The sequence below is a fragment of the Pseudonocardia sp. 73-21 genome, from assembly GCF_001899645.1.
In the GTDB taxonomy this organism is placed as follows: domain Bacteria; phylum Actinomycetota; class Actinomycetes; order Mycobacteriales; family Pseudonocardiaceae; genus Pseudonocardia.
This window is the reverse complement of the sequence record NZ_MKVV01000095.1, coordinates 23,061-45,682: the sequence shown is the minus strand read 5'-3', so window position 1 is coordinate 45,682 and position 22,622 is coordinate 23,061. Positions and strand designations below refer to the sequence as shown.

General features: G+C 74.6%; 23 protein-coding genes. 6 read left to right on the top strand and 17 right to left on the bottom strand.

Going from position 1 to position 22,622, the window contains the following annotated elements:
• Positions 1–11: 11 nt before the first annotated feature.
• The 5 genes from manA to BGP03_RS30235 form a co-directional block, all read right to left on the bottom strand.
• On the bottom strand, positions 12–1,226 hold the full coding sequence (gene manA / locus BGP03_RS30255) for a mannose-6-phosphate isomerase, class I (protein WP_296367475.1): 1,215 nt from the start codon (positions 1,224–1,226) through the stop codon (positions 12–14).
• A gap of 14 nt (positions 1,227–1,240) precedes the next feature.
• The gene (locus BGP03_RS30250) at positions 1,241–2,332 is read right to left on the bottom strand and encodes an SIS domain-containing protein (protein WP_298796783.1); all 1,092 of its coding nucleotides are present in this window, start codon (positions 2,330–2,332) and stop codon (positions 1,241–1,243) included.
• A complete protein-coding gene (locus tag BGP03_RS30245) occupies positions 2,329–2,544 on the bottom strand; it encodes a Trm112 family protein (protein WP_296367473.1) in 216 nt (71 codons plus the stop codon). The genes BGP03_RS30250 and BGP03_RS30245 overlap by 4 nt, the downstream gene beginning before the upstream one ends.
• Before the next feature lie 93 nt (positions 2,545–2,637).
• A complete protein-coding gene (locus tag BGP03_RS30240) occupies positions 2,638–3,996 on the bottom strand; it encodes a phosphomannomutase/phosphoglucomutase (RefSeq protein ID WP_296367472.1) in 1,359 nt (452 codons plus the stop codon).
• 25 nt (positions 3,997–4,021) lie between these two features.
• A complete protein-coding gene (locus BGP03_RS30235; protein ID WP_296367959.1) occupies positions 4,022–4,369 on the bottom strand; it encodes a DUF3499 domain-containing protein in 348 nt (115 codons plus the stop codon).
• 79 nt (positions 4,370–4,448) lie between these two features.
• On the opposite strand from BGP03_RS30235, the gene BGP03_RS30230 reads away from it, so the two are divergent.
• Complete coding sequence (locus BGP03_RS30230; RefSeq protein ID WP_296367470.1) at positions 4,449–4,928, top strand: metallopeptidase family protein; 480 nt, start codon at positions 4,449–4,451, stop codon at positions 4,926–4,928.
• A gap of 67 nt (positions 4,929–4,995) precedes the next feature.
• On the opposite strand, the gene BGP03_RS30225 is transcribed toward BGP03_RS30230, so the two are convergent.
• Entirely contained in the window at positions 4,996–5,277 is a 282-nt protein-coding gene (locus BGP03_RS30225; protein WP_296367957.1) for a WhiB family transcriptional regulator, read from the bottom strand.
• A gap of 238 nt (positions 5,278–5,515) precedes the next feature.
• Between BGP03_RS30225 and BGP03_RS30220 the strand changes: the two genes are divergently transcribed.
• Positions 5,516–6,292, top strand: coding sequence for a site-2 protease family protein (locus BGP03_RS30220; protein WP_296367468.1), 777 nt, complete (start codon positions 5,516–5,518; stop codon positions 6,290–6,292).
• Positions 6,293–6,376: 84 nt separating this feature from the next.
• Here BGP03_RS30220 and BGP03_RS30215 read toward each other — a convergent pair whose 3' ends face one another.
• From BGP03_RS30215 to BGP03_RS30175, 9 genes are read right to left on the bottom strand one after another with little or no spacing between them, the layout of a single operon-like run.
• A complete protein-coding gene (locus tag BGP03_RS30215) occupies positions 6,377–6,922 on the bottom strand; it encodes an NUDIX hydrolase (RefSeq protein WP_296367466.1) in 546 nt (181 codons plus the stop codon).
• Positions 6,916–8,250, bottom strand: coding sequence for a coenzyme F420-0:L-glutamate ligase (locus tag BGP03_RS30210; protein ID WP_298796918.1), 1,335 nt, complete (start codon positions 8,248–8,250; stop codon positions 6,916–6,918). The genes BGP03_RS30215 and BGP03_RS30210 overlap by 7 nt, the downstream gene beginning before the upstream one ends.
• A complete protein-coding gene (cofD, locus tag BGP03_RS30205; RefSeq protein WP_296367464.1) occupies positions 8,243–9,223 on the bottom strand; it encodes a 2-phospho-L-lactate transferase in 981 nt (326 codons plus the stop codon). The genes BGP03_RS30210 and cofD overlap by 8 nt, the downstream gene beginning before the upstream one ends.
• 10 nt (positions 9,224–9,233) lie before the next feature.
• On the bottom strand, positions 9,234–9,410 hold the full coding sequence (locus tag BGP03_RS30200; protein WP_296367462.1) for a hypothetical protein: 177 nt from the start codon (positions 9,408–9,410) through the stop codon (positions 9,234–9,236).
• Positions 9,411–9,456: 46 nt separating this feature from the next.
• Positions 9,457–10,443, bottom strand: coding sequence for a DNA-3-methyladenine glycosylase 2 family protein (locus BGP03_RS30195; RefSeq protein WP_298796755.1), 987 nt, complete (start codon positions 10,441–10,443; stop codon positions 9,457–9,459).
• A complete protein-coding gene (locus tag BGP03_RS30190; protein WP_298796916.1) occupies positions 10,436–11,506 on the bottom strand; it encodes an NDP-sugar synthase in 1,071 nt (356 codons plus the stop codon). Before BGP03_RS30190 ends, BGP03_RS30195 begins: the two co-directional genes overlap by 8 nt.
• A 29-nt stretch (positions 11,507–11,535) precedes the next feature.
• Positions 11,536–12,156, bottom strand: coding sequence for a hypothetical protein (locus BGP03_RS30185; RefSeq protein WP_296367458.1), 621 nt, complete (start codon positions 12,154–12,156; stop codon positions 11,536–11,538).
• Positions 12,157–12,174: 18 nt separating this feature from the next.
• Entirely contained in the window at positions 12,175–13,008 is an 834-nt protein-coding gene (locus BGP03_RS30180) for a tetratricopeptide repeat protein (RefSeq protein ID WP_298796754.1), read from the bottom strand.
• Positions 13,009–13,040: 32 nt separating this feature from the next.
• Positions 13,041–13,868, bottom strand: a complete 828-nt coding sequence (locus BGP03_RS30175; protein WP_296367454.1) for a glycosyltransferase — start codon at positions 13,866–13,868, stop codon at positions 13,041–13,043.
• Between the two features lie 141 nt (positions 13,869–14,009).
• Between BGP03_RS30175 and BGP03_RS30170 the strand changes: the two genes are divergently transcribed.
• Genes BGP03_RS30170 through BGP03_RS30160 form a run of 3 tightly spaced genes read left to right on the top strand, consistent with a single transcriptional unit; the run spans position 14,010 to position 16,781 of the window.
• Complete coding sequence (locus tag BGP03_RS30170; protein ID WP_298796751.1) at positions 14,010–15,521, top strand: LCP family protein; 1,512 nt, start codon at positions 14,010–14,012, stop codon at positions 15,519–15,521.
• Between the two features lie 19 nt (positions 15,522–15,540).
• Positions 15,541–16,260 carry a TIGR03089 family protein gene (locus BGP03_RS30165; RefSeq protein ID WP_298796750.1) on the top strand — a complete coding sequence of 240 codons (720 nt, stop codon included), beginning with the start codon at positions 15,541–15,543 and terminating at the stop codon, positions 16,258–16,260.
• Positions 16,260–16,781: a putative immunity protein gene (locus BGP03_RS30160; protein ID WP_298796749.1), complete on the top strand. Its 522-nt coding sequence runs from the start codon at positions 16,260–16,262 to the stop codon at positions 16,779–16,781. Before BGP03_RS30165 ends, BGP03_RS30160 begins: the two co-directional genes overlap by 1 nt.
• Before the next feature lie 3 nt (positions 16,782–16,784).
• Here the strand turns inward: BGP03_RS30160 and BGP03_RS30155 are convergent, their stop codons facing one another.
• Positions 16,785–17,939: an acyl-CoA dehydrogenase family protein gene (locus BGP03_RS30155; RefSeq protein WP_296367446.1), complete on the bottom strand. Its 1,155-nt coding sequence runs from the start codon at positions 17,937–17,939 to the stop codon at positions 16,785–16,787.
• A gap of 59 nt (positions 17,940–17,998) precedes the next feature.
• On the opposite strand from BGP03_RS30155, the gene BGP03_RS30150 reads away from it, so the two are divergent.
• Positions 17,999–18,667, top strand: coding sequence for a TetR family transcriptional regulator (locus tag BGP03_RS30150; protein WP_296367444.1), 669 nt, complete (start codon positions 17,999–18,001; stop codon positions 18,665–18,667).
• Here BGP03_RS30150 and BGP03_RS30145 read toward each other — a convergent pair.
• Entirely contained in the window at positions 18,664–22,329 is a 3,666-nt protein-coding gene (locus BGP03_RS30145) for a helix-turn-helix domain-containing protein (protein ID WP_298796748.1), read from the bottom strand. The two genes, BGP03_RS30150 and BGP03_RS30145, sit on opposite strands and share 4 nt — an antisense overlap.
• Between the last annotated feature and the right edge of the window lie 293 nt (positions 22,330–22,622).

Below are 22,622 nucleotides of genomic sequence, written 5' to 3'. Positions count from 1 at the left end.
GGTTGCCCGGTTCAGGCCAGTCCGTCACCGGCCAGGAACAGCTGCGTGCCCTCCGCCCTCGGCAGCACGTGCACCCCACGGTCCTCCGCCGACAGCCACGCCGACCCGCCGCGTTTCAGCTCCACGTCGGTCCGACCGGCCCGGACGCACGTGCTGCCCGCGGTGCACAGCAGGATCCGCGGCCCCCCGTCGGGGACCGGCACGCTCGTGAGCCCGGCGTCGGACTCCAGGCGGCGCAGCAGGAACTCCTGCGCGGGCGTGTCGTAGCGGACCCAGGCCCCGTCGGGGGTGCCGGTGAGCACCGGAGGCGGGCCGGAGCAGAAGTCGAGCACCCGCATCAGCTCCGGGACGTCGACGTGCTTGGGGGTGAGCCCCCCGCGCAGCACGTTGTCGGAGCTGGCCATCAGCTCGATTCCGGCGCCCTGCAGGTAGGCGTGCAGGTTGCCCGCCGGCAGGTAGAGGGCCTCACCGGGCTGCAGCGTGACGCGGTTGAGCAGCAGCGCAGCGAGCACCCCCGCGTCACCGGGGTAGCGCTCCGAGAGCTCCAGCACGGTGCGGGCCTCGGTGTGCAGCTCACCGGAGTCGCCCGCCAGCCGGACGCAGCCGGCCTGCAGGGCGGGCACCAGCGTGTCGAGCAGCGACTGGGGCAACGTGATCCACGTGGTGAACAGCGCACGCAGGCCGTCGGCGTCGGGCTGGGCGGCCAGCAGTTCCGTGTACGGGGCGATCTCCGGCACGTCGAGGGCGTGCAGCAGGACCACCGTGGCCGCCGGGGCGCGGAACCCGACGAGCGCGTGGAACTCGGTGAGCGCGCAGATCAGCTCGGGCTTGTGGTTGGCGTCGCGGTAGTTGCGGTCGGCGGCGTCGCGGGGCACCCCCGCCGCCTCCTCCTTGGCGAACCCGGCGCGGGCCTGCTCGATGCTCGGGTGGGCCTGCAGCGACAGCGGTTCGTCGGCGGCGAGCACCTTGAGCAGGAACGGCAGCGTCGCGTCCCAGCGCGCCGCGCGCTCGGCCCCGAGCAGCCGCACCGGATCTCCCGCGACGGCGTCGAGCAGCGAGTGCCGCTGCCCGTCGCCGTGCACCACCCGCGACGGGTCGGCCGGGTGCGCACCCAGCCACATCTCCGCCTGCGGATGCGGTGACGGCACCTGCTCGCCGAGCAGGTCGGCGATGACGGTGCGCGACCCCCACGCGTACGCGCGCACAGGGTTCTCCAGCAGTTCCACGACTCGTGCCCTCCCTACGCCGGTGCGATCGTGCGGGTGGCCAGTCCCAGGTAGACCGAGGCCGCGTCGAACCGGGACGCCAGCAGGCACGCCCGCAGCAGCCCGGCGTGCCGGACGCCGCGCGCCACCTCGTCCACCGGGTGCAGGACGTCGGCGGGGGCGCGGTCGCGGCCCATGTGGCGCAGCGCGAGCGTGCCGGGGTCCTCCTCGCCCGTGCCGAGCAGCACCAGCCGCACCGGCGGCGCCTGCGGCCCGGCCGGGTCGTCGAACGGGTCGTGGAAGATGTCGCGCTCGCCGCCGCTCTCCAGCGCCCGCAGCAGCCCGGTGGCGGTGGCGGCCTGGGCCACGTCGGACGCGAACGAGACGACCCCGGCGTGCGTGACCAGCGCCGTGGCCGCCTGCGAGGCGACGGCGGTGGCCAGCGGGTCGGTGCCCCAGATGAGCGGGGTGTGCTCGGCCAGCCGCAGGGCCAGCGACTTCGCGGGGTTCATGAACGGCTCGTGGCCGGGCTGGTTGCGCTCGGCCTCGGCGTCGAGCACGTCGGCGAGGGGTTCGAGATGCGGCTCCAGCCCCCCGAGCAGCCCGAGAACGGCGGCCGTGACGATGCCGACGGTCAGCGCACGGGGGAGATCGAGACCCGGCGGAACCGGGATGCGGGGTTCGACGAGCCGGGCCCGCCCGGCCCCGGCCGAGGCCACCGGGCCCTCCGCGGGCGCCGACAGCACCATCTCGGCGCCCCGGCCCACGGCCCGCGCCACCGAATCGGCCAGCTCGACGTCGGCGCCGTCCGCGGTGTGGGCGACGACGACGTCCAGCGGGCCGATCCAGACGGGCACCGAGTCGGTCAGCACCACGGGAACCGGGCACGAGGGCCCGAGCAGCGCGGCGAGCATCCCGGCGGCCGACGCCGAGGAACCGGGCCTGCGCAGCAGCACGAGCGCGCGGGGCCGGGTGCCCTCGAGATCGGCGACGCCGGCCTCCAGAGCGCCCTGTGCCGCGGACCGGACCTGCGCGCCGGCGGTGGCCGCCGCACGCAGCACGCCGCCGGTGTCGAGTGCCGTGAGCGCCCGGGCGTCGCCGAGGAGCGAGTCGTCGAGCACGGTCATGCGCCGCCGGTTCCGGGAGCGTCCTCGGGGGGCAGGGCTTCCTCGAGGAGCAGCACGGGGATGCCGTCGAGCACCGGGTAGCGACGGCCGCAGGCCGTGCAGGTCAGCACCTCGGCGTCCGGGTCGGTGGCGGTGCCGACGCGCAGCGGGGCGTGGTCGTCGGTGGGGCAGGCGAGGATGTCCAACAGCTGCGGGTCGAGGTCTACGGCCACGGTGTCACTTCCTTCTGTTCTGGGCACGACTCTGCCAGGGCGCGCAACCGGGCGCCGGATCCGTACGGGGGTGCAGCGCCGAACGGGTGGTTCTCAGGCCCGCACCAGTGCGAGCACGTCGTCGCGCAGCCGGGCGACGGACGCGGCGTCGGCGGCCTCGACGTTGAGCCGCAGCAACGGCTCGGTGTTGGACGCGCGCAGGTTGAACCACGAGCCGTCCGGGAGGCTGACGGTCAGCCCGTCCAGCTCGTCGAACTCCGCACCGTGGCGCGCGTAGACCTCGCGGACGGCGGCGGTGCGACCGGCCTGGTCGTGCACGGTGGAGTTGATCTCCCCCGACGCCGCGTAGCGCGAGTAGGCGGCCATCAGCTCCGAGAGCGGGCCGTCCTGCTCACCGAGCGCGGCCAGCACGTGCAGCGCCGCGAGCATGCCGGAGTCGGCGCGCCAGAAGTCGCGGAAGTAGTAGTGGGCGGAGTGCTCGCCGCCGAACACGGCGTCGGTCTCGGCCATCGTCTGCTTGATGAACGAGTGGCCGACGCGGGTGCGCACCGCCTGCCCGCCGTGCTCGGCCACGATCTCCGGCACGGCCTGCGAGGTGATCAGGTTGTGGATCACCGTGGAGCCGGGGTTGCGGGCCAGCTCGCGGACGGCCACGAGCGCCGTGATCGCGCTGGGGCTCACCGGCTCGCCGCGCTCGTCCACGGCGAAGCAGCGGTCGGCGTCGCCGTCGAAGGCCAGGCCGATGTCGGCCCCGACCTCGACCACGCGCTTCTGCAGGTCCACGAGGTTGGCGGGGTCGAGCGGGTTGGCCTCGTGGTGGGGGAAGTTGCCGTCGAGCTCGAAGTACAGCGGCACGACGTCCAGCGGCAGCCCGGCCAGCACGGCCGGGACGGTGTGGCCGCCCATGCCGTTGCCCGCGTCGACGACGACCCTGAGCGGCCGGCTGCCGGAGATGTCGACGAGATCGCGCAGGTAGGAGGCGTAACCCTCGAGCATGTCCTGTTCGGACACGGTGCCGCCGCCGGGCCCGGCCCCGATCCCGGCCTCGACGGTCTCGCGGATCGTGACCAGGCCGGTGTCCTGCCCGATCGGGGTGGCGCCCGCGCGGCAGAGCTTGATGCCGTTGTACTTCGCGGGGTTGTGGCTGGCGGTGAACATCGCGCCGGGCAGCCCGAGCGTGCCGGAGGCGTAGTAGAGCATGTCGGTGCTGGCCAGGCCGATGGAGACGACGTCGAGGCCCTCGCCCGTGACGCCGTCGGCGAACGCCGCCGCGAGCTCCGGGGAGCTGTCGCGCATGTCGTGGCCGACGATGACGGCCGTGGCACCCGGGTCCTCCGAGCGCAGCAACCGGGCCATGGCCGCACCGAAGGCACGCACGAGCGGGGCGTCGAGCTGCTCCCCGACGATGCCCCGGATGTCGTACGCCTTCACGATGCTCGACAGGTCCGTCACGGGAGGAGACCCTATAGGGAGCGGCTCAGTCCTCGGTGGGACCGGGCAGGACGCGCAGGTGACCGCGGCGGCCGGTGCTCGCCACCGGCGCCACCTCGACGACCCGGTCGACCCGCCCGGCTTCCCGGACGGCCTCGGCCAGCGCCGTGAGGTCGTCGCTGCTGTGCTGCGGCGGGGCGAACTCGCCCTCGAACCGCACGACCTCCCAGCCGCGCGGCGCGGTGAGGCGGTGGGCGTGGCGGTTGCAGAGGTCGTACGAGTGCGGCTCGGCCTGCGTGGCCAGCGGCCCGACGACGGCCGTGGAGTCGGCGTAGACGTAGGTGAGGGTGGCCACCGCGAGCTCGGTGCACCCCGTCCGCGAACACCGCCTCACGCTCAGCACGAGGAGGACGATAGCGCGCGCAACGGCGGACTTCGGTCTACGACGCGCGGCGAGGGCCTACGATCGCGGGGTGACGACCGCACGCCGCACCCTGCGCCGCTCCCCCCGACGGCGGGACAGGCGCGGTCGCGGCCTGCGCGGGCTGCTCTACCCGGGTACGATCCCGGCCACCCGCACGCGGGCGGAGCGCTTCGACGCGCTGGTGCTGGAGGCGCTGGAGCCGATCGAGCTGCGCTGGGGTTCCGAGCTCGCCGACCTCGACCTCGCCGTCGACGAGGTGCCGGAGGTCGTCGAGACCTCACCGGACGAGGTGGTGTGGGGCGCGGGCGTGCTCGCCGACATCGGCGTGCCGCTGGCCCAGCTCGTGCCGGCGGGCCTGGACCCCGAAGGGCAGCCGTCGCGGGCCCGGATCGTGCTCTACCGCCGGCCGCTGGAAGCGCGGGCCAAGGGCGGCATGGATCTCGCGGACCTGCTCCACGAGGTGCTCGTGGAGCAGGTGGCGGAGTACCTGAACATCGAGCCCGACGCTGTGGACGGCGGGCCTGCGTGACGGGAGTCCCGATCGTGGCGCTGATCTCCGAGATCGGCCCCACGCCGTCGACGGCGGGCCCGTGTGACTAGATGGCGGCGCTGATCTCCCCACGGCGCAGGCGCCGGCGCTCGCGCTCCGAGAGCCCGCCCCAGATGCCGAAGCGCTCGTCGTGCCCGAGGGCGTAGTCGAGGCACTCGGCCTTGACCTCGCAGCCCGAGCAGATGCGCTTGGCCTCCCGGGTGGAGCCACCCTTCTCCGGGAAGAAGGCCTCGGGATCGGTCTGCGCGCACAGCGCCCGTTCCTGCCAGCCCTCCTCGTCGTCCTCGAACTGGTCCTGGACCAGCACGAACGGCTCCAGGACCGACATCGACGCCGGCACCGGGGGAAGCATGGACTCCCCCAGGTCACCGCCCGTCGTCCCGACCAGCGTCAGCATGTCTGTGATCACGTTCACTCGCCCACCTCCCCGCGCCCCGGCGAATGGCTGCCCCCGATGAATGACAGCGGTGTAAGTACAGCGCTGTGAGCCCGTCGTTGGCAAGCTGAAGCCAACATCCGGGTGACACCGTCCACCCGGAAGGTCCCCCGTTTGGCACAGTGGTTAAGTGCAGGGTGTGTCCAACCGAGTCAGCCCCCTGTTTCTCCTGCTCCTGGCGGTGGCGGTGGGCGGTGGCGTGCTGGCGGCGGTCGGCACTCCCGAGCTCATCGACGGCGGCTCGACGGTGCTCTTCACCACGGGCGTGGTCCTGCTGGTGCTCGGCGGGTGGGCGGTGTCACTGTGCCTGCACGAGTTCGGCCACGCCGTCGTCGCCTACCGCGGCGGCGACCACTCGGTGCGCGACAAGGGCTACCTGACCCTCGACATCCGCCGCTACACCGACATCGGCCTGTCGTTCGTGCTCCCGGTGTTCTTCCTCCTGCTCGGCGGCATCCCGCTCCCGGGAGGCGCGGTGTGGATCGACCAGGCCGCGCTGCGCACGCGCGGCACGCGCAGCCTCGTCTCGTTCGCCGGGCCCGCCACGAACCTCGTGATCGGCGCGGTGTGCACGCTCGCGGTGGCCTTCGTGCCGATGCCCGTCGGCCTGGCCCTCGGACTCTCGGCGCTCGCCCTGATCCAGGTGCTGGCGTTCGTGCTCAACATCCTCCCGATCCCGGGTCTCGACGGCTTCGGCATCATCGAGCCCTACCTCTCGCTGCCCGCGCGGCGGTTCGCGGCCCGCATCCGCCCGTGGGCACCGATCGCGCTGTTCGTGCTGATCATCGGGGTGCCGGGGGTGTCCGTGGCGTTCTTCGACCTCGGCCAGCTGATCTTCGGAGCGGTCGGCGGGAACGCGCAGTACGCGGCCTACGGCTACCAGGAACTCTTCTTCTGGCGACGGTGAGTTCACGGGCCGAGCCGCGCTGCAGCGCCCGTGCGCGGATAACGGTGTTCCCGCACCGATATCCGCGCACGAGGGCCGGAGCCGTCAGGCGCGGGTGCGCTCCACGGCCGCGGCGGCCAGCTCGGCGAGGGTGTCGTCGTCAGTGGGCAGGGCCGACAGGGGCCACCAGCGCAGGTCGTCGGACTCGTCGCTGATCGTCGGCTCGGCCCCGGCCGGGGCGCGCACCAGGAAGCGGACGTCGAGGTGGCGGGTCGGGACCCCGAGCGAGCACGTGATCGGGTGCACCGCGATGTGCAGCGGCACGGGGTCGATCGTCAGGCCGTCGATGCCCGACTCCTCCGTCGCCTCGCGCAGGGCGGCGGCCACGAGCGTCTCGTCCTCCGGCTCGCAGTGCCCGCCCAGCTGCAGCCACTTCCCGACACGGGGGTGCAGCGTGAGCAGGGCGCGCTCACCGGCGGCGTCGAGCAGCAGCGCCGACGCCGTGAGGTGCCCGGCCACGCAGGAGCGGGCGCAGCCGTCGTCGGGCCGGGCGGCGAGGAACGAGACGAGGGCGTTGCGCAGCGACTCCTGGTCGGCCACGTCGGGCTTCCAGGCCATCAGCTCCGCGGACGCGGCGGACGCGGCTACCACTCGAGGAACCCCTCGCCGGGATCGCGCGGCGGACGCGGGGCGAGCGGCTCCTCGGGCACGCCGACGGCGATCGCACCGAGCGGCTGCCAGTCGGCCGGCAGGCCCAGCACCTCGCGGACGACGTCGGGGGCGAAGATCGTGGATCCCACCCAGCACGACGCCAGGCCCTCCGCGGCCAGCGCCACCAGCAGCGACTGCACCGCCGCACCGCCCGCCACGGTGAACATCGTCTGCTCGCCCGCGGAGCGCGCCGCGTCGGGGTAGTCGTGCATGCCGTCGCCGGTGCGGAAGGCCAGCACCAGCTCGGGCGCGCGTCGGAGCAGGTCGCCGCGGGCCATCCGCCGCTCGACCTCGTCGGCCGGGCGGCCGTCGGCGACCAGGTCGGCGCGCCAGCGACCGGCCATCGCGTCGAGCAGGGCGGTGCGGCGCTCCCGCACCCACGCGAACCGGAACGGCGTGCTGTGGTGCGGAGCCGGCGCGGTGAGCGCGACCCCGACCGCCCGGCGCAGCGCGTCGGCGTCGACGGGCTCGTCGGTGAACGCGCGCGTGCTGCGGCGGAGCAGAACGGCCTCGCGGCGGCCCAGCGCGATGGCCTCGTCGGCGCCGAGCCGGAACATGTCCTCGTCCACCGGGCGGACGAGGTCACGAGCGGTGGAGCCGTCGTCGACGGGGACCATCCCCCGGACGACCGCGACGGGCAGGCCGCCGAGCTTGCCCTTGACCAGGTCGGCGGCCGCCGACACCTCGTCGGCCATCGCCACCTCGGTGACCAGCAGCTCGTTGCCCTCACTGTCGTGGGCGCCGCCGTAGCGGTGCACGACGGTGAACCCCGCGGACCCGATGGCCACGTCGGTCTGCCCGACGCGCCAGGCGCGGCCCATCGTGTCGGTGACGACGACCGCGACCTCGACGCCGAGCAGCACCTTCAGGTCCGCGCGCAGCCGGGCGGCGCTCGCGTCGGGGTCGGCGGGCAGCAGGGCCAGCTCGTCGCGGCGCACGTTGGAGCCGTCGATGCCGGCGGCGGCCTGCACGATGCCCAGCTTCCCCGCGACGATCAGTGTCTTGCCGCGGCGGGCGAGGATCCGCTCGGTCTCGGCGTCGACGAGCTGGCGCCGGAGCGTGTCGCGCTCCTCCGGATCGGTGGGCGCCGGCACGAGGCGGCCCTCGACCTTGGAGAACACCTTCGACGTGACGACGACGACGTCACCGTCGACGATCCACGGTGCCGCGCCGGCGAGGGTGCCGGCGAGGTCGTCGCCGGGGCGGAACTCCGGGAGGCCCCGGATGGGCAGAACGGTGATCGCGTCCGCAGACGCATGATCAGAGATCGACACCGGCCAGCTCCAGTGCCTCGCGCGCCATGGTGGCCGTGGCCGCGGGGTCGGTCATCAGCAGCGGCACCGACCGCACCTCGACGCCGGGCACGTCCGCGGTGTCGGTGTCGTGCACGAGCCACCCGTCGAGCAGGCCCCCGTCGCTCCGCGCCCCGAAGTGCCGGCCGACCGCCTCGGCCGAGGTCTCCAGCCCGATCGCGGTGAGACAGCGGTCGGCCATGCCGCGCAGCGGGCGCCCGCCGACGATCGGCGAGAGTCCCACGACCTTGGCCGACGTGGCGCGCAGCGCGTCGCGCACCCCGGGGACCTCCAGCAGCGCCCCGATGCTCACCACCGGGTTGGACGGCGCGAGCAGCACGGCGTCGGCGGTCTCGATCGCCTCGCGCGCGGCCGGGAGGATGTGGGCCTCCTCGGCGCCGATGGACGCGAAGCGGTGCGCGGGCAGCTCGCCCTTGTGCCGGATCCACCACTCCTGGAAGTGGATGGCCTTCTGCGCCTTCGGGCCGTTGCTCGGGTCGTCGACGACCACGTGGGTCTCGACGCGGTCGTCGGTGGCGGGCAGCAGCGTGACGCCGGGCTGCCAGCGGTGACACAGCGCCGCCGTGACGTCGGAGAGCGGGTAGCCGGCGCGCAGCATCCGCGAGCGGACGAGGTGGGTGGCGGTGTCCTTGTCGCCGAGGCCGAACCAGTCGGGGTCGGCGCCGTAGGCCGCGAGCTCGTCGCGCACCGCCCACGTCTCGCCCGCGTGGCCCCAGCCGCGCTCGGGGTCGATGCCGCCGCCGAGGGTGTACATGCACGTGTCGAGATCGGGGCAGATGCGCAGCCCGTGCAACCAGATGTCGTCGCCGACGTTGACGACGGCGGTGATCTGATGGTCCCCGTTCCCGTCATCCGGGCCCAGCAACGCCTTCAGACCGACCAGGAACCGGGCGCCGCCGACGCCCCCTACCAGCACGGTGATCCTCACTCGGACCAGCCTACGTCCGGGCCGTGAACGTCGGCGCGCCCGGGCCGCGCAGCCGCGGCGGCACGGCGCGTCGGCCGCAGGCGGCCATCAGCAGGTCGATGCCCCGGCCCTCCACCGGCTCGCCCTCGGCCCCCGAACCGCCGAGGTGGACAGGAACCTCGCAGCACGTGGTGTCACGTCGCAGCACGCCGGCGGGCTGCGAGGCGCTCGACGGGCTGCGAGGTCGGTCCGGATCACATGGCGCGGTAGTCGCGCGGGCTGAACCTCGGCCCGAAGCGGGGGCGGCGGAAGCCCGACGACTCCACGTAGCGCACCGCCCGCTGCCGCTGCGGCTTGTACGGGGCCAGCAGCTCCATCATCTCGGCGTCGTCGATCGGGTGGCCGAGCAGCGCCCAGCCGACCACCGTCGGGATGTGGAAGTCGCCGAAGCTGACGGCGTCGGCGTCGCCCCAGGCGCGCTGGGCCACCTCGGCGGCGGTCCACACCCCGATGCCCGGGACCTTCCGCAGCAGCTCACGACCCTCGGACCCGCCCAGCTCGGCGGCCTTCTCCAGGCGGTGCGCGACGGCGGCGCACGCGATGATCGCGCGGCGCCGGGCGTTGTCGACGCCGGCGCGGTGCCACTCCCAGTCGGGCACCGCCCGGATCTGCGCGGGGGTGGGCGGCATGCGCATGCCCTCCGGGGCGGGACCCGGAGCGCGGTCCCCGAAGCGGTAGCAGAGCTCCCGCCACGACCGGCGGGCCTCGGTGCCGGTGACCTTCTGCTCCAGCACCGCGGGCATCAGCTGGTCCCAGACCCGCCGCGTGCTGCCGAACCGCAGGCCGGGCATCCGCCGGTGGGCGTCGGCGACGAGCGGGTGGTGGGCCACGAACTCCTCGGGGCGGTCGTCGGCGCCGAGCAGGGCGGGCAGGCCGTCGAGCGACCACGCCGCCCCCGGCCCCCACGCCTGGGCGACGACGGTGCCGTCGGTGCGGCGGCGCAGGCGCAGCGACGCGTGGCCGTCGGGGGTGGTGCCGGTGCGCCAGATCGCCGCCCCGTCGCCCGCGGAGACCCAGGTCGGATCACCACGCCCCCGCCGCAGCGGGGCGAGGACGCTCGCGAGGTCCAGCCGGTAGCCCGGCCTCCACTCCCGGACCTGCGGCTCCGCCGCTCGTGCGCGGATATCGGGGTCCTGGCCCTGATTTCCGCGCACGGGCGTGCAGCGCGGCTCGTCAGACATCCGGCGAGAAGCGCACCCCGTGCGGGGGCAGGACCACGTCCGGCCAGATCCGCATGCCGCGGCGCAGCTCGCAGTGGGCCCCGACCACCGCGCGGTCGCCCACCACCGTCTCGTCCACGCGCGCGCCCTCGTCGACCCGCGCACCCGCGCCGATCACCGAGTGCTCGACCACGGCGCCCTCGCCGACGACCGCGCCGTCGAACAGCATCGAGCCCTCCACGCGCGCCCCGGCGCCGATGACGACCCCGCGCCCGACGGCGGTGCCACCGAACACCAGCGCACCGTCGGCGATCTTCGCGCCCCCGAGCACCAGGGACTCTCCGGGCGGCCCCGGCAGCGCCGACGACGGGGCGACGCCGCGCACGAGGTCGGCCGAGCCGTGGATGAGGTCGGCGGGCGTGCCCATGTCGCGCCAGTAGGCGTTGTCGACGTGCCCCGAGACGCGCGACCCCGCGGCCAGCAGACCCGGGAAGGTCTCCCGCTCCACCGACACGGGGCGCCCCTCCGGGATCGAGTCGATCACCGAGCGGCGGAAGACGTAGCAGCCGGCGTTGATCTGGTCGGTGGGCGGGTCCTCGGTCTTCTCCAGGAACTGCAGGACCTGGCCGTCGGCGTCGGTGGGCACGCAGCCGTACGCGCGGGGGTCCTGGACGCGCACGAGGTGCAGCGTGACGTCGGCGTCGGTGCGCCGGTGGGTGTCGACGACGGCGTTCAGGTCGGTGCCGCACAGCACGTCGCCGTTGAACACGAGCACGTGCTCGGTGGTGAGGTGCTTCGCGACGTTGCGGATGCCGCCGCCGGTGCCCATCGGCTGGTCCTCGACGACGTAGACGAGCTCCAGGCCCAGCTCGGCCCCGTCGCCGAACGCCTCCGAGAACGTCTCCGCGAGGTACGACGTGCCGAGCACGACGCGGCGGACGCCCGCGGCCCGGATGCGGGAGAGCAGGTGCGCCAGGAACGGCACCCCCGCGGTGGGCAGCATGGGTTTGGGGGCCGAGAGCGTGAGCGGCCGCAGCCTCGTGCCTTTCCCACCCACCAGCACCACGGCCTCGACGTCGTGCAGCACAGGCTCTCCCTCGTCCGTTCGTCGGGTCAGTCGCGTCGGGTCGGCATCACGTGCCGCCGCAGGCCACGGTCGTGGGGTTCCAGCATGCCCGTCGCGGGCGTGGCGATCACCGCCACCCCGGCGGTGGGGACGCCGACACACAGCCACCCGGCGCGGCCGAGCCGGTGGCACAGGTCCAGATCGGCCGGTTCGGGGTCGGTGCCGCGATCGAGATGGCGGGCGTCGAACCCGTCGACGGAATCCCATGCCACTCGCCGCAGCAGCACGCAGGCGGTGCTGATCCACTCGACGGGCCCCTCGCCCACGGCCGGTCCCAGCAGCGCCGCGCGGGGATGACGGGCCGCCGCCGCGAGCAGCTCGTCCAGCGCCCCTGCACCCCACACGACCTGCGGGTCGGCCAGCGCCACCCAGCCGACCCCGACGTCCAGTGCGGCGACGGCCCGGTTGATCGCGGCCGGCCGCCCGATGTCCTCCGGGAGGCGCAGCGTCGTGGCCCCGGGCACCGGAGGGGCGCCCCCGGTGTCGACGTGCACCACCCGGACCGGCCGCGCCGTGGCCGCCGGCAGCGACGCCGGGGACGGGGCCGCGTTCGGGCGCCTCACCGTCACGAGGGCGAGCGCGTCTCCGTACCACCGGACCGGGTTCATCGCGCGCCACCCTAGTGCTCAGTCGTCGGCGGGGTTGTCGCCGTCGATCTCGGCCAGCAGGTCGGCGGCGTCCCGGTCCCCCCAGCCGACGGCGGTCTGCAGGTAGCCGCGGGCCTCGTCGGGCCGGCCCTCCTCGACGAGGAAGCGGCCGAAGGTGGCGGCCCAGCCCGGCTCGTTGTGCCGCTCCGCCTCCCGGAACTCCCGCTCGGCCGCGACCGGGTCGGCCCGGGCGTCCCGGAGGAACTGCCCGTAGGCGGTGTGGGCGCGCAGGGCGGGCCCGGCGCCCCGGTAGAGCGCCTCGGCCTCGTCGAGGAGTCCCTGCAGGCTGCGGACGTCCGCGAGCGCGACGATCGTGTCCGGGCGCGACGCGTCGGCGTAGCGCTCCGCCGCCGTCACGGCCGCAGGGAGGTCGCCGTTCTCCAGGTGGAGCGCCACGAGGTTCGACGCGGCCTGCTGGTCGCCGTCGTCGGCCGCCCGCACCAGCACCTGGACGGCCTCACCGAAGCGGTCGCCGTCACGGAGCAGGATCGCCAGGTCGTTGGCCGCGGCGACCTCGCCGTGGCGGATGGCGAGCCGCAGGGCCTCCTCGGCGCGCTCGTCGTCGCCGATCGCGGCCAGCGCCACCCCGAGCCGCCCGGCGAACCGGACGTGCCCCTGCTCGACGAGCGGCGCGAGCCATTCCGCCGCGGCCTGCCAGTTGCCGCTGTCGAGGTAGGCCCGCACCAGCAGGTCGGGCGCCGAGGGCTCCCCGGCGGCGACCCCGCTGCGCAGGATGTCCACGGCGTCGTAGGGGCGGGCGGCGTCGAGCAGGGCGCGCCCCTCGGTGGAGAGGGGTTCGGGATCGTCCACCATCGTGGGGATGCTTCCATCCCGGCCCCCGCTCGTCACTTTCGGTAGGTGGCGATGACCTTTCTGTAGGCCATTCGGCGGAGCGCCTCGGGCACCAACCGGTATCCGCCCCGCACCGTGACGTTGCGGACGAACTGCGCCGGCGTGGTGAACCCGAGCCTGCGGAAGCGCCACTGGATCGACAGCTCGGCCTTCAGCTGGGCCCGGCCGCCGCGGCGCGCGTAGGCCCCCGCGCCCACCCGGTAACGCACCAGCGGCTCGGCGACGTTGGCCACCCGGGCCCCCGCGACGATCATCTTCGCCCAGAGGAGGTAGTCCTCCATGAGCGCGAAGTCGGTGTAGCCGCCGACCGACCGGACGAGGTCGCGGCGGTAGACCACCGTCGGATGGTTGAACGGGTCGGCGAAGCGCGAGCGGGCGAGGATGTCGGCCGGGTCGGTGGGCGGCGTGCGGGTGCCCACGACGTCGTCGGCGTGCGTGCCGAACTCGATGAGGCCCGATCCGACCAGGTCGCATCCCGCCTCGATGATCGGCATCTGCACGGCGAACCGGTGCGGCACGGAGATGTCGTCGGCGTCCATCCGCGCGACGACGTCGTGACGACAGGCCTCGAGCCCGGCGTCCAGGGCGGGGCCGAGGCCGACGTTGCGCTCGAGCTCCACGACGTCCACGGGGACGGGGCTGGACGTCACGAGCTCCGCGATCCGGGCGGTGAGCTCGGCCGCCACCGGGCCGTCACGCACGATCACCACGTGGTCGGGGCGGCGCGTCTGGTCCTGGACGGTGGAGCGGAACGCCTCGCTGAGGAAGTCCGCCCGGTCACCGGCCCACACCGGCAACAGCAGCGAGAGCTTCTCGGTCACGTCGTCCCCTTCTCCTCATCACGCCGGGTGGTCGCGTCGTCGGCGATCAGGCTCACCCGCGACACGCCCGTCAACAGCCTGTGACGGCCGCCCCCGATGCTGCACCCTAGGGGCCGGTACCGAGTCGGGCGGAGGTGGATCGTGAGCGCAGGAACGACCGGTCGTGCCCCGGTGCGGCCGTCCCCTCCACCGCCCCCGCGGAACCGCGGACGCCGGCTGCGCATCGCCACCGCCGTGCTCTCGGTGCTGGTGCTCGCCCTGACGGGCATCGCGTGGGGGCTCTACCGCGGCGTGACCGGCGGCATCACCACCACCGACGTGATCACCGGCGGCGGCTCGGACGGCCCGCAGAACATCCTGCTCGTCGGCGTCGACAGCCGCACCGACGCCCAGGGCAACCCACTGCCCAAGGAGATCACCGACGCTCTGCACAGCGGGCCCGACACCGGCGTCCTCAACTCCGACACGATCATCGTGCTGCACGTGCCCGACGGAGGCGGCGCCGCCGTCGCGTTCTCGATCCCGCGCGACTCCTACGTCGACATCCCCGGCTACCGCACCGACAAGATCAACGCCGCCTACCCGGCGATGAAGGCGCTCGCGCAGCAGCAGATGGTGGCCGACGGCGTCACCGACCGCGCCCGCATCGAGGCCGAGTCGTCGCAGCGGGGACGCCAGGCGCTGATCGGCGCGGTCGAGGGTCTGACCGGGCTGACGATCAACCACTACGCCGAGATCAACCTCCTCGGTTTCTACAACCTCACCAAGGCCATCGGCGGCGTCGACGTGTGCCTCAAGGCGGCCGTGAACGATCCGCTCTCGGGGGCGGACCTGCCCGCGGGCCCGCAGACGATCTCCGGCGCGGACGCGCTGGCGTTCGTCCGGCAGCGGCACGGGCTGCCGCAGGGCGACCTGTCGCGGGTCCGCCGCCAGCAGGTGTTCCTCGCCGCGGTGGCCCACAAGGTCCTCGCGGGCGGTCCGGGCAGCATCCCCGCGCTGGTCGGGGTGGCCCAGCAGTCGCTGGTGATCGACTCGGGCTGGGACCTGCTCGCCTTCGCCCAGCAGGCCTCCAACATCGCCGGCGGCAACCTGCAGTTCCTCACGATCCCGACGAAGGGCGGCGAGACCAACAGCCGTGGCGACGTCGTGCTCGTCGACCGCTTCGACGTGCACGACTTCGTGCAGCGGCGGATCGACGCCCAGGCGGCCGCCGCCCAGGCCGCGGCGGCCAAGCCCGTGGCGAAGACGGTGCCCGCGGGCCTGCCCGACGACGTGATCGCGTCGCGCTACGTGATCGACGTCCGCAACGCCTCGTCGGCGTCGGGGCTGGCCACGTCGGTTGCCAAACACCTGAGCACGCTCGGGTTCGGCCGCGGCACCGTCGACAACGAGCCCGCCTCGGACGAGTCCGTGGTGCGCTACACGGGCTCCGACGGTGCCGCCGCGAGCGCCGTGGCCGCCCAGCTCGGCGGCATCGCCACCCACAGCGACGGCGACGTCGTCCCCGGCCACCTCACCGTCGTCATCGGGTCGGACTTCGACCCGTCCGTCATCCCGCCCACCGCGACGCCCGGTGCCCCGGCCACGACGACCGCCGCCGCTCCCCCGGCCGGTGGCCCGATCACGGCGGCCGGGGTGCCGTGCATCGACTGAGGCGTGTGAAGGTAGCCGGGTGACCCTCACCGCCGCGCTGCTCGACCCGTTCCGTTCCGGCCCTTCGGCCGCCCAGCCGCTCATCACCTTCTACGACGACGCGACGGGCGAGCGGATCGAGCTCTCCGGTGTCACCACCGCGAACTGGGCGGCCAAGGCCGCCAACCTGTTGCGCGACGAGTGCGACGTCGAGCCGGGCACGCGGGTGGCCGTGGTGCTGCCCGCGCACTGGCAGACCGCGGCCGTGCTGCTGGCGGTGTGGTGGTGCGGGGGCGAGGTGGTCGCCGATCCGGACGGCGCCGACCTCGTGCTCTGCGACGCCGACCGCGTCGACCTGGCGCTGGCGGCCGATCCGGCGAACGGCGTGGTGGCGCTCTCGCTCGACGCGTTCGGCAAGGGGCTCTCCGGCCTGCCCGCCGGCGTCGTGGACTTCGCCACCGAGGTGCGGCTGCACGGCGACGACTTCGTCCCGTGGGCGCCCGTGCCCGGCGACGCCCCCGCGTGGGCCGGGGCGTCGGTGGACGAGGTGCTCGCCGCCGCCCGCGCACGGGCGGGCGAGCTGGGCCTCGCGGCCGGGAGCCGGGTGCTGTCCACCCTGGACTGGTCCGACAGCGGCCTCACCGACGGCCTGCTCGCGGTGCTGGCGGCCGGGGCGAGCCTGGTGCAGGTGCGCAACGCCGACCCCGCCCGCCTCGACCGGAAGGCGGAGTCGGAGCGGACCACCACGCGGCTCGGATAGTGCTCCCGCTCAGCCTCTCCGAGCTGCGCGAGGTGGCGGCGTTCGCGGTGGCCTGTGCCCAGCCGGCGCTGCCCATCGTCGGGCGGGACCGGCCCGACGACGGGCGGCCGCACGCCGCGGTCGAGGCCGCCCGGGCGTTCGCGGAGGGCGGCGAGCGGGTCAGGGCGCTCCGCGACACCGCGTGGGCGGCCCACCGGTCGGCGCAGGAGGCCCGGGACGCGGGACAGGCCGCCGCGAGCGAGGCCGCCCGCGCCGCCGGCCACGCGGCCGGGGCGGCGTTCCTGCACCCGCTGGCGGACGCGACGCAGGTGCGGCACATCCTCGGAGCGGCCGCCCACGCCGCGCGGGCCCTCGAACTGGCCGATCCCGACGAGGGAGAGGCCCACATCGCGCGGGCACGGGATCTCGCCGGTCCCGTCGTGCCGGAGGTCCTGAGGCGCTACCCAGCCGCCCCGCCCGGGGGCGGGCGGGTGGGGGAGCTCATGCGCCGGCTGGACGCGTCGCTCCGGCCCCCCACCTGACGGTCAGCGCAGGAGCGAGCGCGCCATCACCATGCGCTGCACCTGGTTGGTGCCCTCGTAGATCTGCGTGATCTTCGCGTCGCGCATCATGCGCTCCACCGGGAAGTCCTTGGTGTAACCCGCGCCGCCGAGCAGCTGCACGGCGTCCGTGGTGACCTGCATGGCCGTGTCGGAGGCGAAGCACTTCGCCGCGCTGGAGATGAAGCCGAGGCCCTTCTCGCCGCGCTCGGCGCGGGCGGTGGCCACGTACACGAGCTGACGCGCCGCCTCCACCTTCATCGCCATGTCGGCCACCATGAACTGCAGGCCCTGGAACTCGGCGATGTGCTTGCCGAACTGCTTGCGCTCCTTCATGTAGGACACCGCGATGTCCAGCGCACCCTGCGCGATACCGACGGCCTGCGCGCCGATGGTGGGGCGCGTGTGGTCGAGCGTGGCGAGCGCGGTCTTGAAGCCGGTGCCCTCGGCGCCGATGATCCGGTCGGCCGGGATCTCGCAGTTCTGGAAGTAGATCTCGCGGGTGGGCGAGCCGTTGATGCCGAGCTTGCGCTCCTTCGGGCCCACCTCGAAGCCGGGGTCGTCCTTGTGCACGACGAACGCGGAGATGCCGTTGGCCCCCTTCTCCGGGTCGGTGACGGCCATGACCGTGTACCAGCTGGAGACGCCGGCGTTGGTGATCCAGCACTTGGTGCCGTTGAGCACCCAGGTGTCGCCCTCGCGCTTCGCGCGGGTCTTCATCGACGCGGCGTCGGAGCCCGCCTCGCGCTCGCTCAGCGCGTAGCTGATCATCGCCTCGCCCGCGGCGATGGACGGCAGCACCTGCTGCTTCAGCTCGTGGGAGGCCGAGAGCAGGATCGGGGTCATGCCCAGGCCGTTGACGGCCGGGATCAGCGACGACGACGCGCAGACGCGCGCCACCTCCTCGATGACGATGCAGCCGGCGAGCTCGTCGGCCCCCTGGCCGCCGTACTCCTCGGGGATGATGATCGCCCCGAAGCCGGCCTTCTCCAGCGCCTGCTGCGCCTCGATGGGATAGCGGCCCTGCTCGTCGACATCGGCCGCGTACGGCGCGATCTCCTTCTCCGCGAGGGTGCGCACGGCGTCGCGCAGCGCCTCGTGCTCGTCGCTGAGCTGATAGGTGTCGAAGTCAGGATCCATGGTCTCCACTCTAACGGCACTGCGTGCCATTCAGCAAGCCCGCTGCTACCCTCCGTGCCATGCCAGGAACGCGGCGGGGCCGATCCGTGGAGGGACGCGCGGAGGTCCGTCGCGACCTCGTGGCCGCCGCCGTCGAGCTGTTCCACAGCAAGGGCTACGACGACACCACCGTCGACGACATCGCGGCCGCCGCCGGCGTCGGGCGGCGCACGTTCTTCCGCTACTTCCGGAGCAAGGAGGACGCGATCTCGCCCGACCACGAGACGGGGCTCGCCCGGGTGGCCGAGGTGTTCGACGGCGCGGGGCCGGGCGAGCCCACCGGGAGCCTGGTGCTCCGCGCGGGCGAGACCGTGTTCGACCTCTACACCGACGACCCCCGGCTGTCGGTGGAGCGGTTCCGGCTCACCCACGAGGTGCCCGCGCTGCGCGACCGCGAGTCGGCCAGCGTCGACCACTACCGGCGGCTGTTCATCCGCCACCTGCGCGAGCGGTTCACCGACGGGGACGGGGAGCTGCGCGCCGCCGTCGTCGGCGCCGCGGTGGTGGCCGCGCACAACCTCGCCCTGCGCGCCTGGCTCGCCGACGGCGCCCCGGCCGACGGCATCGACGCCTGCCGCGCCCGCTTCCGCCGGGTGGCCGACATGCTGCCCGTCGAGCCCGACACCACCCTCGCGCTCGTCACCCAACGCCTGGAAGCGGCGGTGGAGCGGCTCGAGGGCACCGCCTAACAGGGGGCGGAGTACGGCAGGTCGGGAACGTAGCGCGCCCATTCCTCTCGCGTGAGCGACGCCCCGGCCCCGGCGCACAGTGCGGTCGACGCCTGTTGCGGGTCGGCCGACCACAGCCGCACCGTCTTGTCCGCGCTCCCCGCGGCCAGCCGGGTGCCGTCCGGGCTCCAGGCCACCGAGAAGACCGCCGCCGTGGGCCCGGTCAGCGTCGCGGTGACCTGCGGCGAAAGTCGGCGCGTCACGTCCCACAGCCACACCGTCCCGTCAGTGCTGGCCGCGGCCAGCGACCGCCCGTCGGGAGAGAAGGCGACCGAGTAGACGTAGTTGGACGGCCCGGTGAGCGGCTCTCCCAGCTGTCTCGCGCGCGCCGGGTCGGTGATGTCGTAGAGGCGCACCGACTTGTCCGCGCTGCCGACGGCGAGCGTCCGCCCGTCCGGCGAGAACGCCGGCGAGTACGCGTAGCTCGACGGCCCCTCCAGCGTGGCCACGACCTTCGGCGGGGACGCGCGCAGGTCCCAGAGGTAGGTCTTCGTGTCGGCGCTGGCCGCGGCCAGGTAGCGACCGTCCGGGCTGAACGCCGACGCCAGCACGTAGCTCCCCGCCCCGGTCAGGGTGGCGACCGGGCGCGCCGCGGAGGGGGTGGAGATGTCCCACACCCGCACCGCGTCGTCGTCGCCGGACGCCGCCAGCATCCGGCCGTCGGCGCTGATCGCGAGCTGCTCGACGAGCGCGGTCGCCCCGCCGGGCGGGGGCGGCAGGGCGACGGGCCGAGCGGGGTCGCCGACGTCCCAGAGCCCCACCGTGCCGTCCGAGCGCCCGACGGCGAGGGTGCGCCCGTCGGGGGTGAGCGCCGCGGAGCCGGAGAAGGCCGGGTCGCGCACCCGCGTGCCCAGCTCCCGGGGCCCGTCCGCCGTGACGTCGAGCAGGCCCGCCGTGCCGTCCTTCGAGCCCGGGCCCACGACGAGCCGGTCCCCGAGGGCGTCGAACCCCACGGCGAACACGGCGTCGTCGAACGTGCTGACGACGGGCGTGCGCACCGGCCACAGGTGCGCCACGCCGTCGGCCTCGCCGGTGGCGAGCGTGTCGACGTCGAGGAACGCGGCGGCCGTGACGGGCCCGGGGTGCGGGAGCGTGGCGACCGTCCGGTGCGTGGCCAGGTCGTAGATGCGGGCGTCGCCGTCGGAGCTGCCGGCGGCGAGCGTGCGCCCGTCGGGGCCGAACGCCACGGCGTTGACCCAGTTCGTCGCGCCGGTGAGCGGGGCCGCGGCCACGGGCGCCCCGGGGTCCGTGACGTCCCACAGGTGCACGGTGTGGTCGGCGCTGCCCGCGGCGAGCGTGCGCCCGTCGGGGCTGAACGCGACGGCGTAGATCTTGCCGCCGCCGGGCACCACGAGCGACGGGAGCGCCCCCGCGGGGCCCCACAGGCCGACCGTCCCGTCGGCGAACCCCGCGGCCACCAGCCCCCCGCCCGCGGCCACGGCCTGCGCCGGTGACGCCGGGCCCACCAACGCGGGCAGCTCGGTCGGCCGACCGCCGTTCAGCGACCACCGGCGGACGCCGGCGTCCGCCGTGCCGGCCAGCACGGTCGCGCCGTCGGGCGTGAACGCCGTGGCCAGCACGTCACCGCCACCGGTGGCGAGCGACACCGGCGGCGCCGGGTGGACCGGGTCCGCGAGGTCGACGAGCACGACGTCGCCCTTCGAGCCGCCCGCCACGAGCGTCCGCCCGTCGGGGCTGACGGCCACGGTCTGCAGGGGACCCCTCGCGGGTGGGGTGTCGGCGACCCGCACCGGGCGACCGCGGTCGTGCACGTCCCAGATCTGCACGGTCGGCGCGGAGCCGGACGTCGACACGAGCAGCTTGCGGGTCCGGTCCAGCTCCACCGACTCCGTCACCGCGGCCGGACCGGGCATCCGGGCCGGGACGGCGACACCGGTGGCGTTGAGCAGGCTCGACCGGGCCTCCGGGGTGGGCGCGACGCGGTAGGCGGCCACGGCGAGCTGGGCGGCCAGCGCCGGGTCCCGGCTGCGCAGCGCGTCGGAGCGGACGGCGACCTGCCGTGACACCGCGACGTCGCGTTCCCGTCCGATGGCCACGCCCTGCGCGACGCTGTAGACGCCCAGCACCACCGTCACCAGCAGCAACGCGGCGAGCCCGGCCACCAGCCGCCGCAGCCGCCGCGCCTGGCGGCGCCGGAACGTGGCCCGGGCCCGGTCCTGGACGTGGCTGGCCTCCAGGAAGCGGGTCTCGAGGTCGTTGAGCTCCGACCCCGGGGAGTCCCCCCGCTCCGCCGCGGCGACGAGCCTCGCGCCCCGCAGCAGTGCATCGGGGTCCTCACCCTGGTCGCGCCACTCCCTCGCCGCCTCGGCGAGCTGGCGCCGGGCGACGATGCCGACCCGGTCGGTGTCGATCCAGTCGCGCAGCCGCGGCCACGCCACGAGCAGGGCCTCGTGGGCGAGCTCCACCGTCCCCGAACCGACGACCACGAGCCGGCGGCGCACGAACTCGTCGAGCGGCTCGGCCGCGGCCGCTGGCAGCTCGTCGCGGTCCACCTGCCTGCGGGTGACCAGTGCGTCCGGCGTGACGTGGACGAGCCGCAGGAACAGCGCGCGCACCGCCTCCGCCCGCTCGGGCCCCAGCTCGGCCATGGCGTCCTCGGCCGTGGCGGCGACGGCTCCACCGATCCCGCCGGTGGCGCGGTAGTCGGCCATGGTCATCCGGATGCCCCCGCCGCGCCGCCACGTGGCCAGCAGGGCGTGCGACAGCAGCGGGAGCGGACCGGCTCCCCCCTCGCCGCGCCGGTCGACGTCGTCGAGGAGCAGCTCGACCAGCCCGTCCTCGATCTCGACCCCGGCGCGGGCGGCCGGGGTCAGCACGATCTCGCGCAGCTCGTCGGCGCCCATGCCCCCGACGATCACCTGGTTGCGCTGTAGCGCCGCGGCGAGCGACAGGTGGCTGACGACTTGCGCGTAGAAGTCGGCGCGCAGTCCGATCACGAGGTCGAACGGGGCGTCGAGCAGCGTCGTGACGAACGCCGCCCGCTCGGCGCGCAGGATGTCGTCGGCGAAGATCTCCTCGAACTGGTCCACGATCAGCACCGTGCGGAGGGCCTCGACGGGCTCCGGCAGCACCACCTCCGACGGGCGGCGGCCCGGCGTCAGCACCACCGCCCGGGTCCGCGGGCGTGCCTCCAGCGCCGGCACGACCCCGGCACGCAGCAGCGACGACTTCCCCACCCCGGACGACCCGACCACCATCAGCGGCCCGTCCGAGCCGATCCGGGCGACGATGTCGGCGGTGAGCCGCGAGCGCCCGAAGAACAAGCCCGCGTCGATGCGCCGGAAGGGCTCGAGCCCGCGGTAGGGCGCGCCGTCGACCGGCGGCCTGCGGTGCGGGGCGCGCCGCACCCGCAGCAGGGCGTCGCGCCAGGCGGCGAGCTCGTCGGGGTCGACGACGCCGCACGCCGCGAGCACCAGCTCCAGGCGGTCGAGCGGGGGGCGGTGCCGACCGCTGAAGTAGCCACCGAGCGTGCTGTGCACGATGCCGGAGCGCCGCTGGACCTCGCGGACGGTGAGCCCGGCACGTTCGCGCAGGAGCGTCAGCTCCCTCGCGAGATCGGCGGCCGACTCGATTCGCGTGGGATCGGGTCGGGATTCGTCCACTGCAGGCCCTCCAGGTAGCGCGCGCCCGACTGCGCACGGCCTACGTCGCTCGGGGACGGCCGGATGTGACGTTCCCCAGGCAGGAACGCCGCAGCACCCCCGACGTGCGTGATCCCCGGGCCTCACCATCGGGTGAGCGAACCGAGCTGGACGGGCTCGGGCCCGGGGATCACGGGTGACTGTCGAGGATTTGCCGGCACCACACCGGCTCCACAACGGTCGGAAGAATCCTGTGGTGCTAGCGGACAGCCACCTCACGAGTCCGGTTGACAATCAACGCTGGACCACCTCCT

Bases quoted from the DNA above. Each gene is read 5' to 3' on its own strand.
- BGP03_RS30225 (WP_296367957.1), bottom strand. From the start codon at position 5,277: ATGTCGGTCCTGGAGCCGTTCGTGCTGGTCCAGGACCAGTTCGAGGAC.
- BGP03_RS30185 (WP_296367458.1), bottom strand. From the start codon at position 12,156: ATGAACCCGGTCCGGTGGTACGGAGACGCGCTCGCCCTCGTGACGGTG.
- BGP03_RS30155 (WP_296367446.1), bottom strand. From the start codon at position 17,939: ATGGATCCTGACTTCGACACCTATCAGCTCAGCGACGAGCACGAGGCG.
- BGP03_RS30195 (WP_298796755.1), bottom strand. From the start codon at position 10,443: ATGTCTGACGAGCCGCGCTGCACGCCCGTGCGCGGAAATCAGGGCCAG.
- BGP03_RS30250 (WP_298796783.1), bottom strand. From the start codon at position 2,332: ATGACCGTGCTCGACGACTCGCTCCTCGGCGACGCCCGGGCGCTCACG.
- BGP03_RS30150 (WP_296367444.1), top strand. From the start codon at position 17,999: ATGCCAGGAACGCGGCGGGGCCGATCCGTGGAGGGACGCGCGGAGGTC.
- BGP03_RS30180 (WP_298796754.1), bottom strand. From the start codon at position 13,008: ATGGTGGACGATCCCGAACCCCTCTCCACCGAGGGGCGCGCCCTGCTC.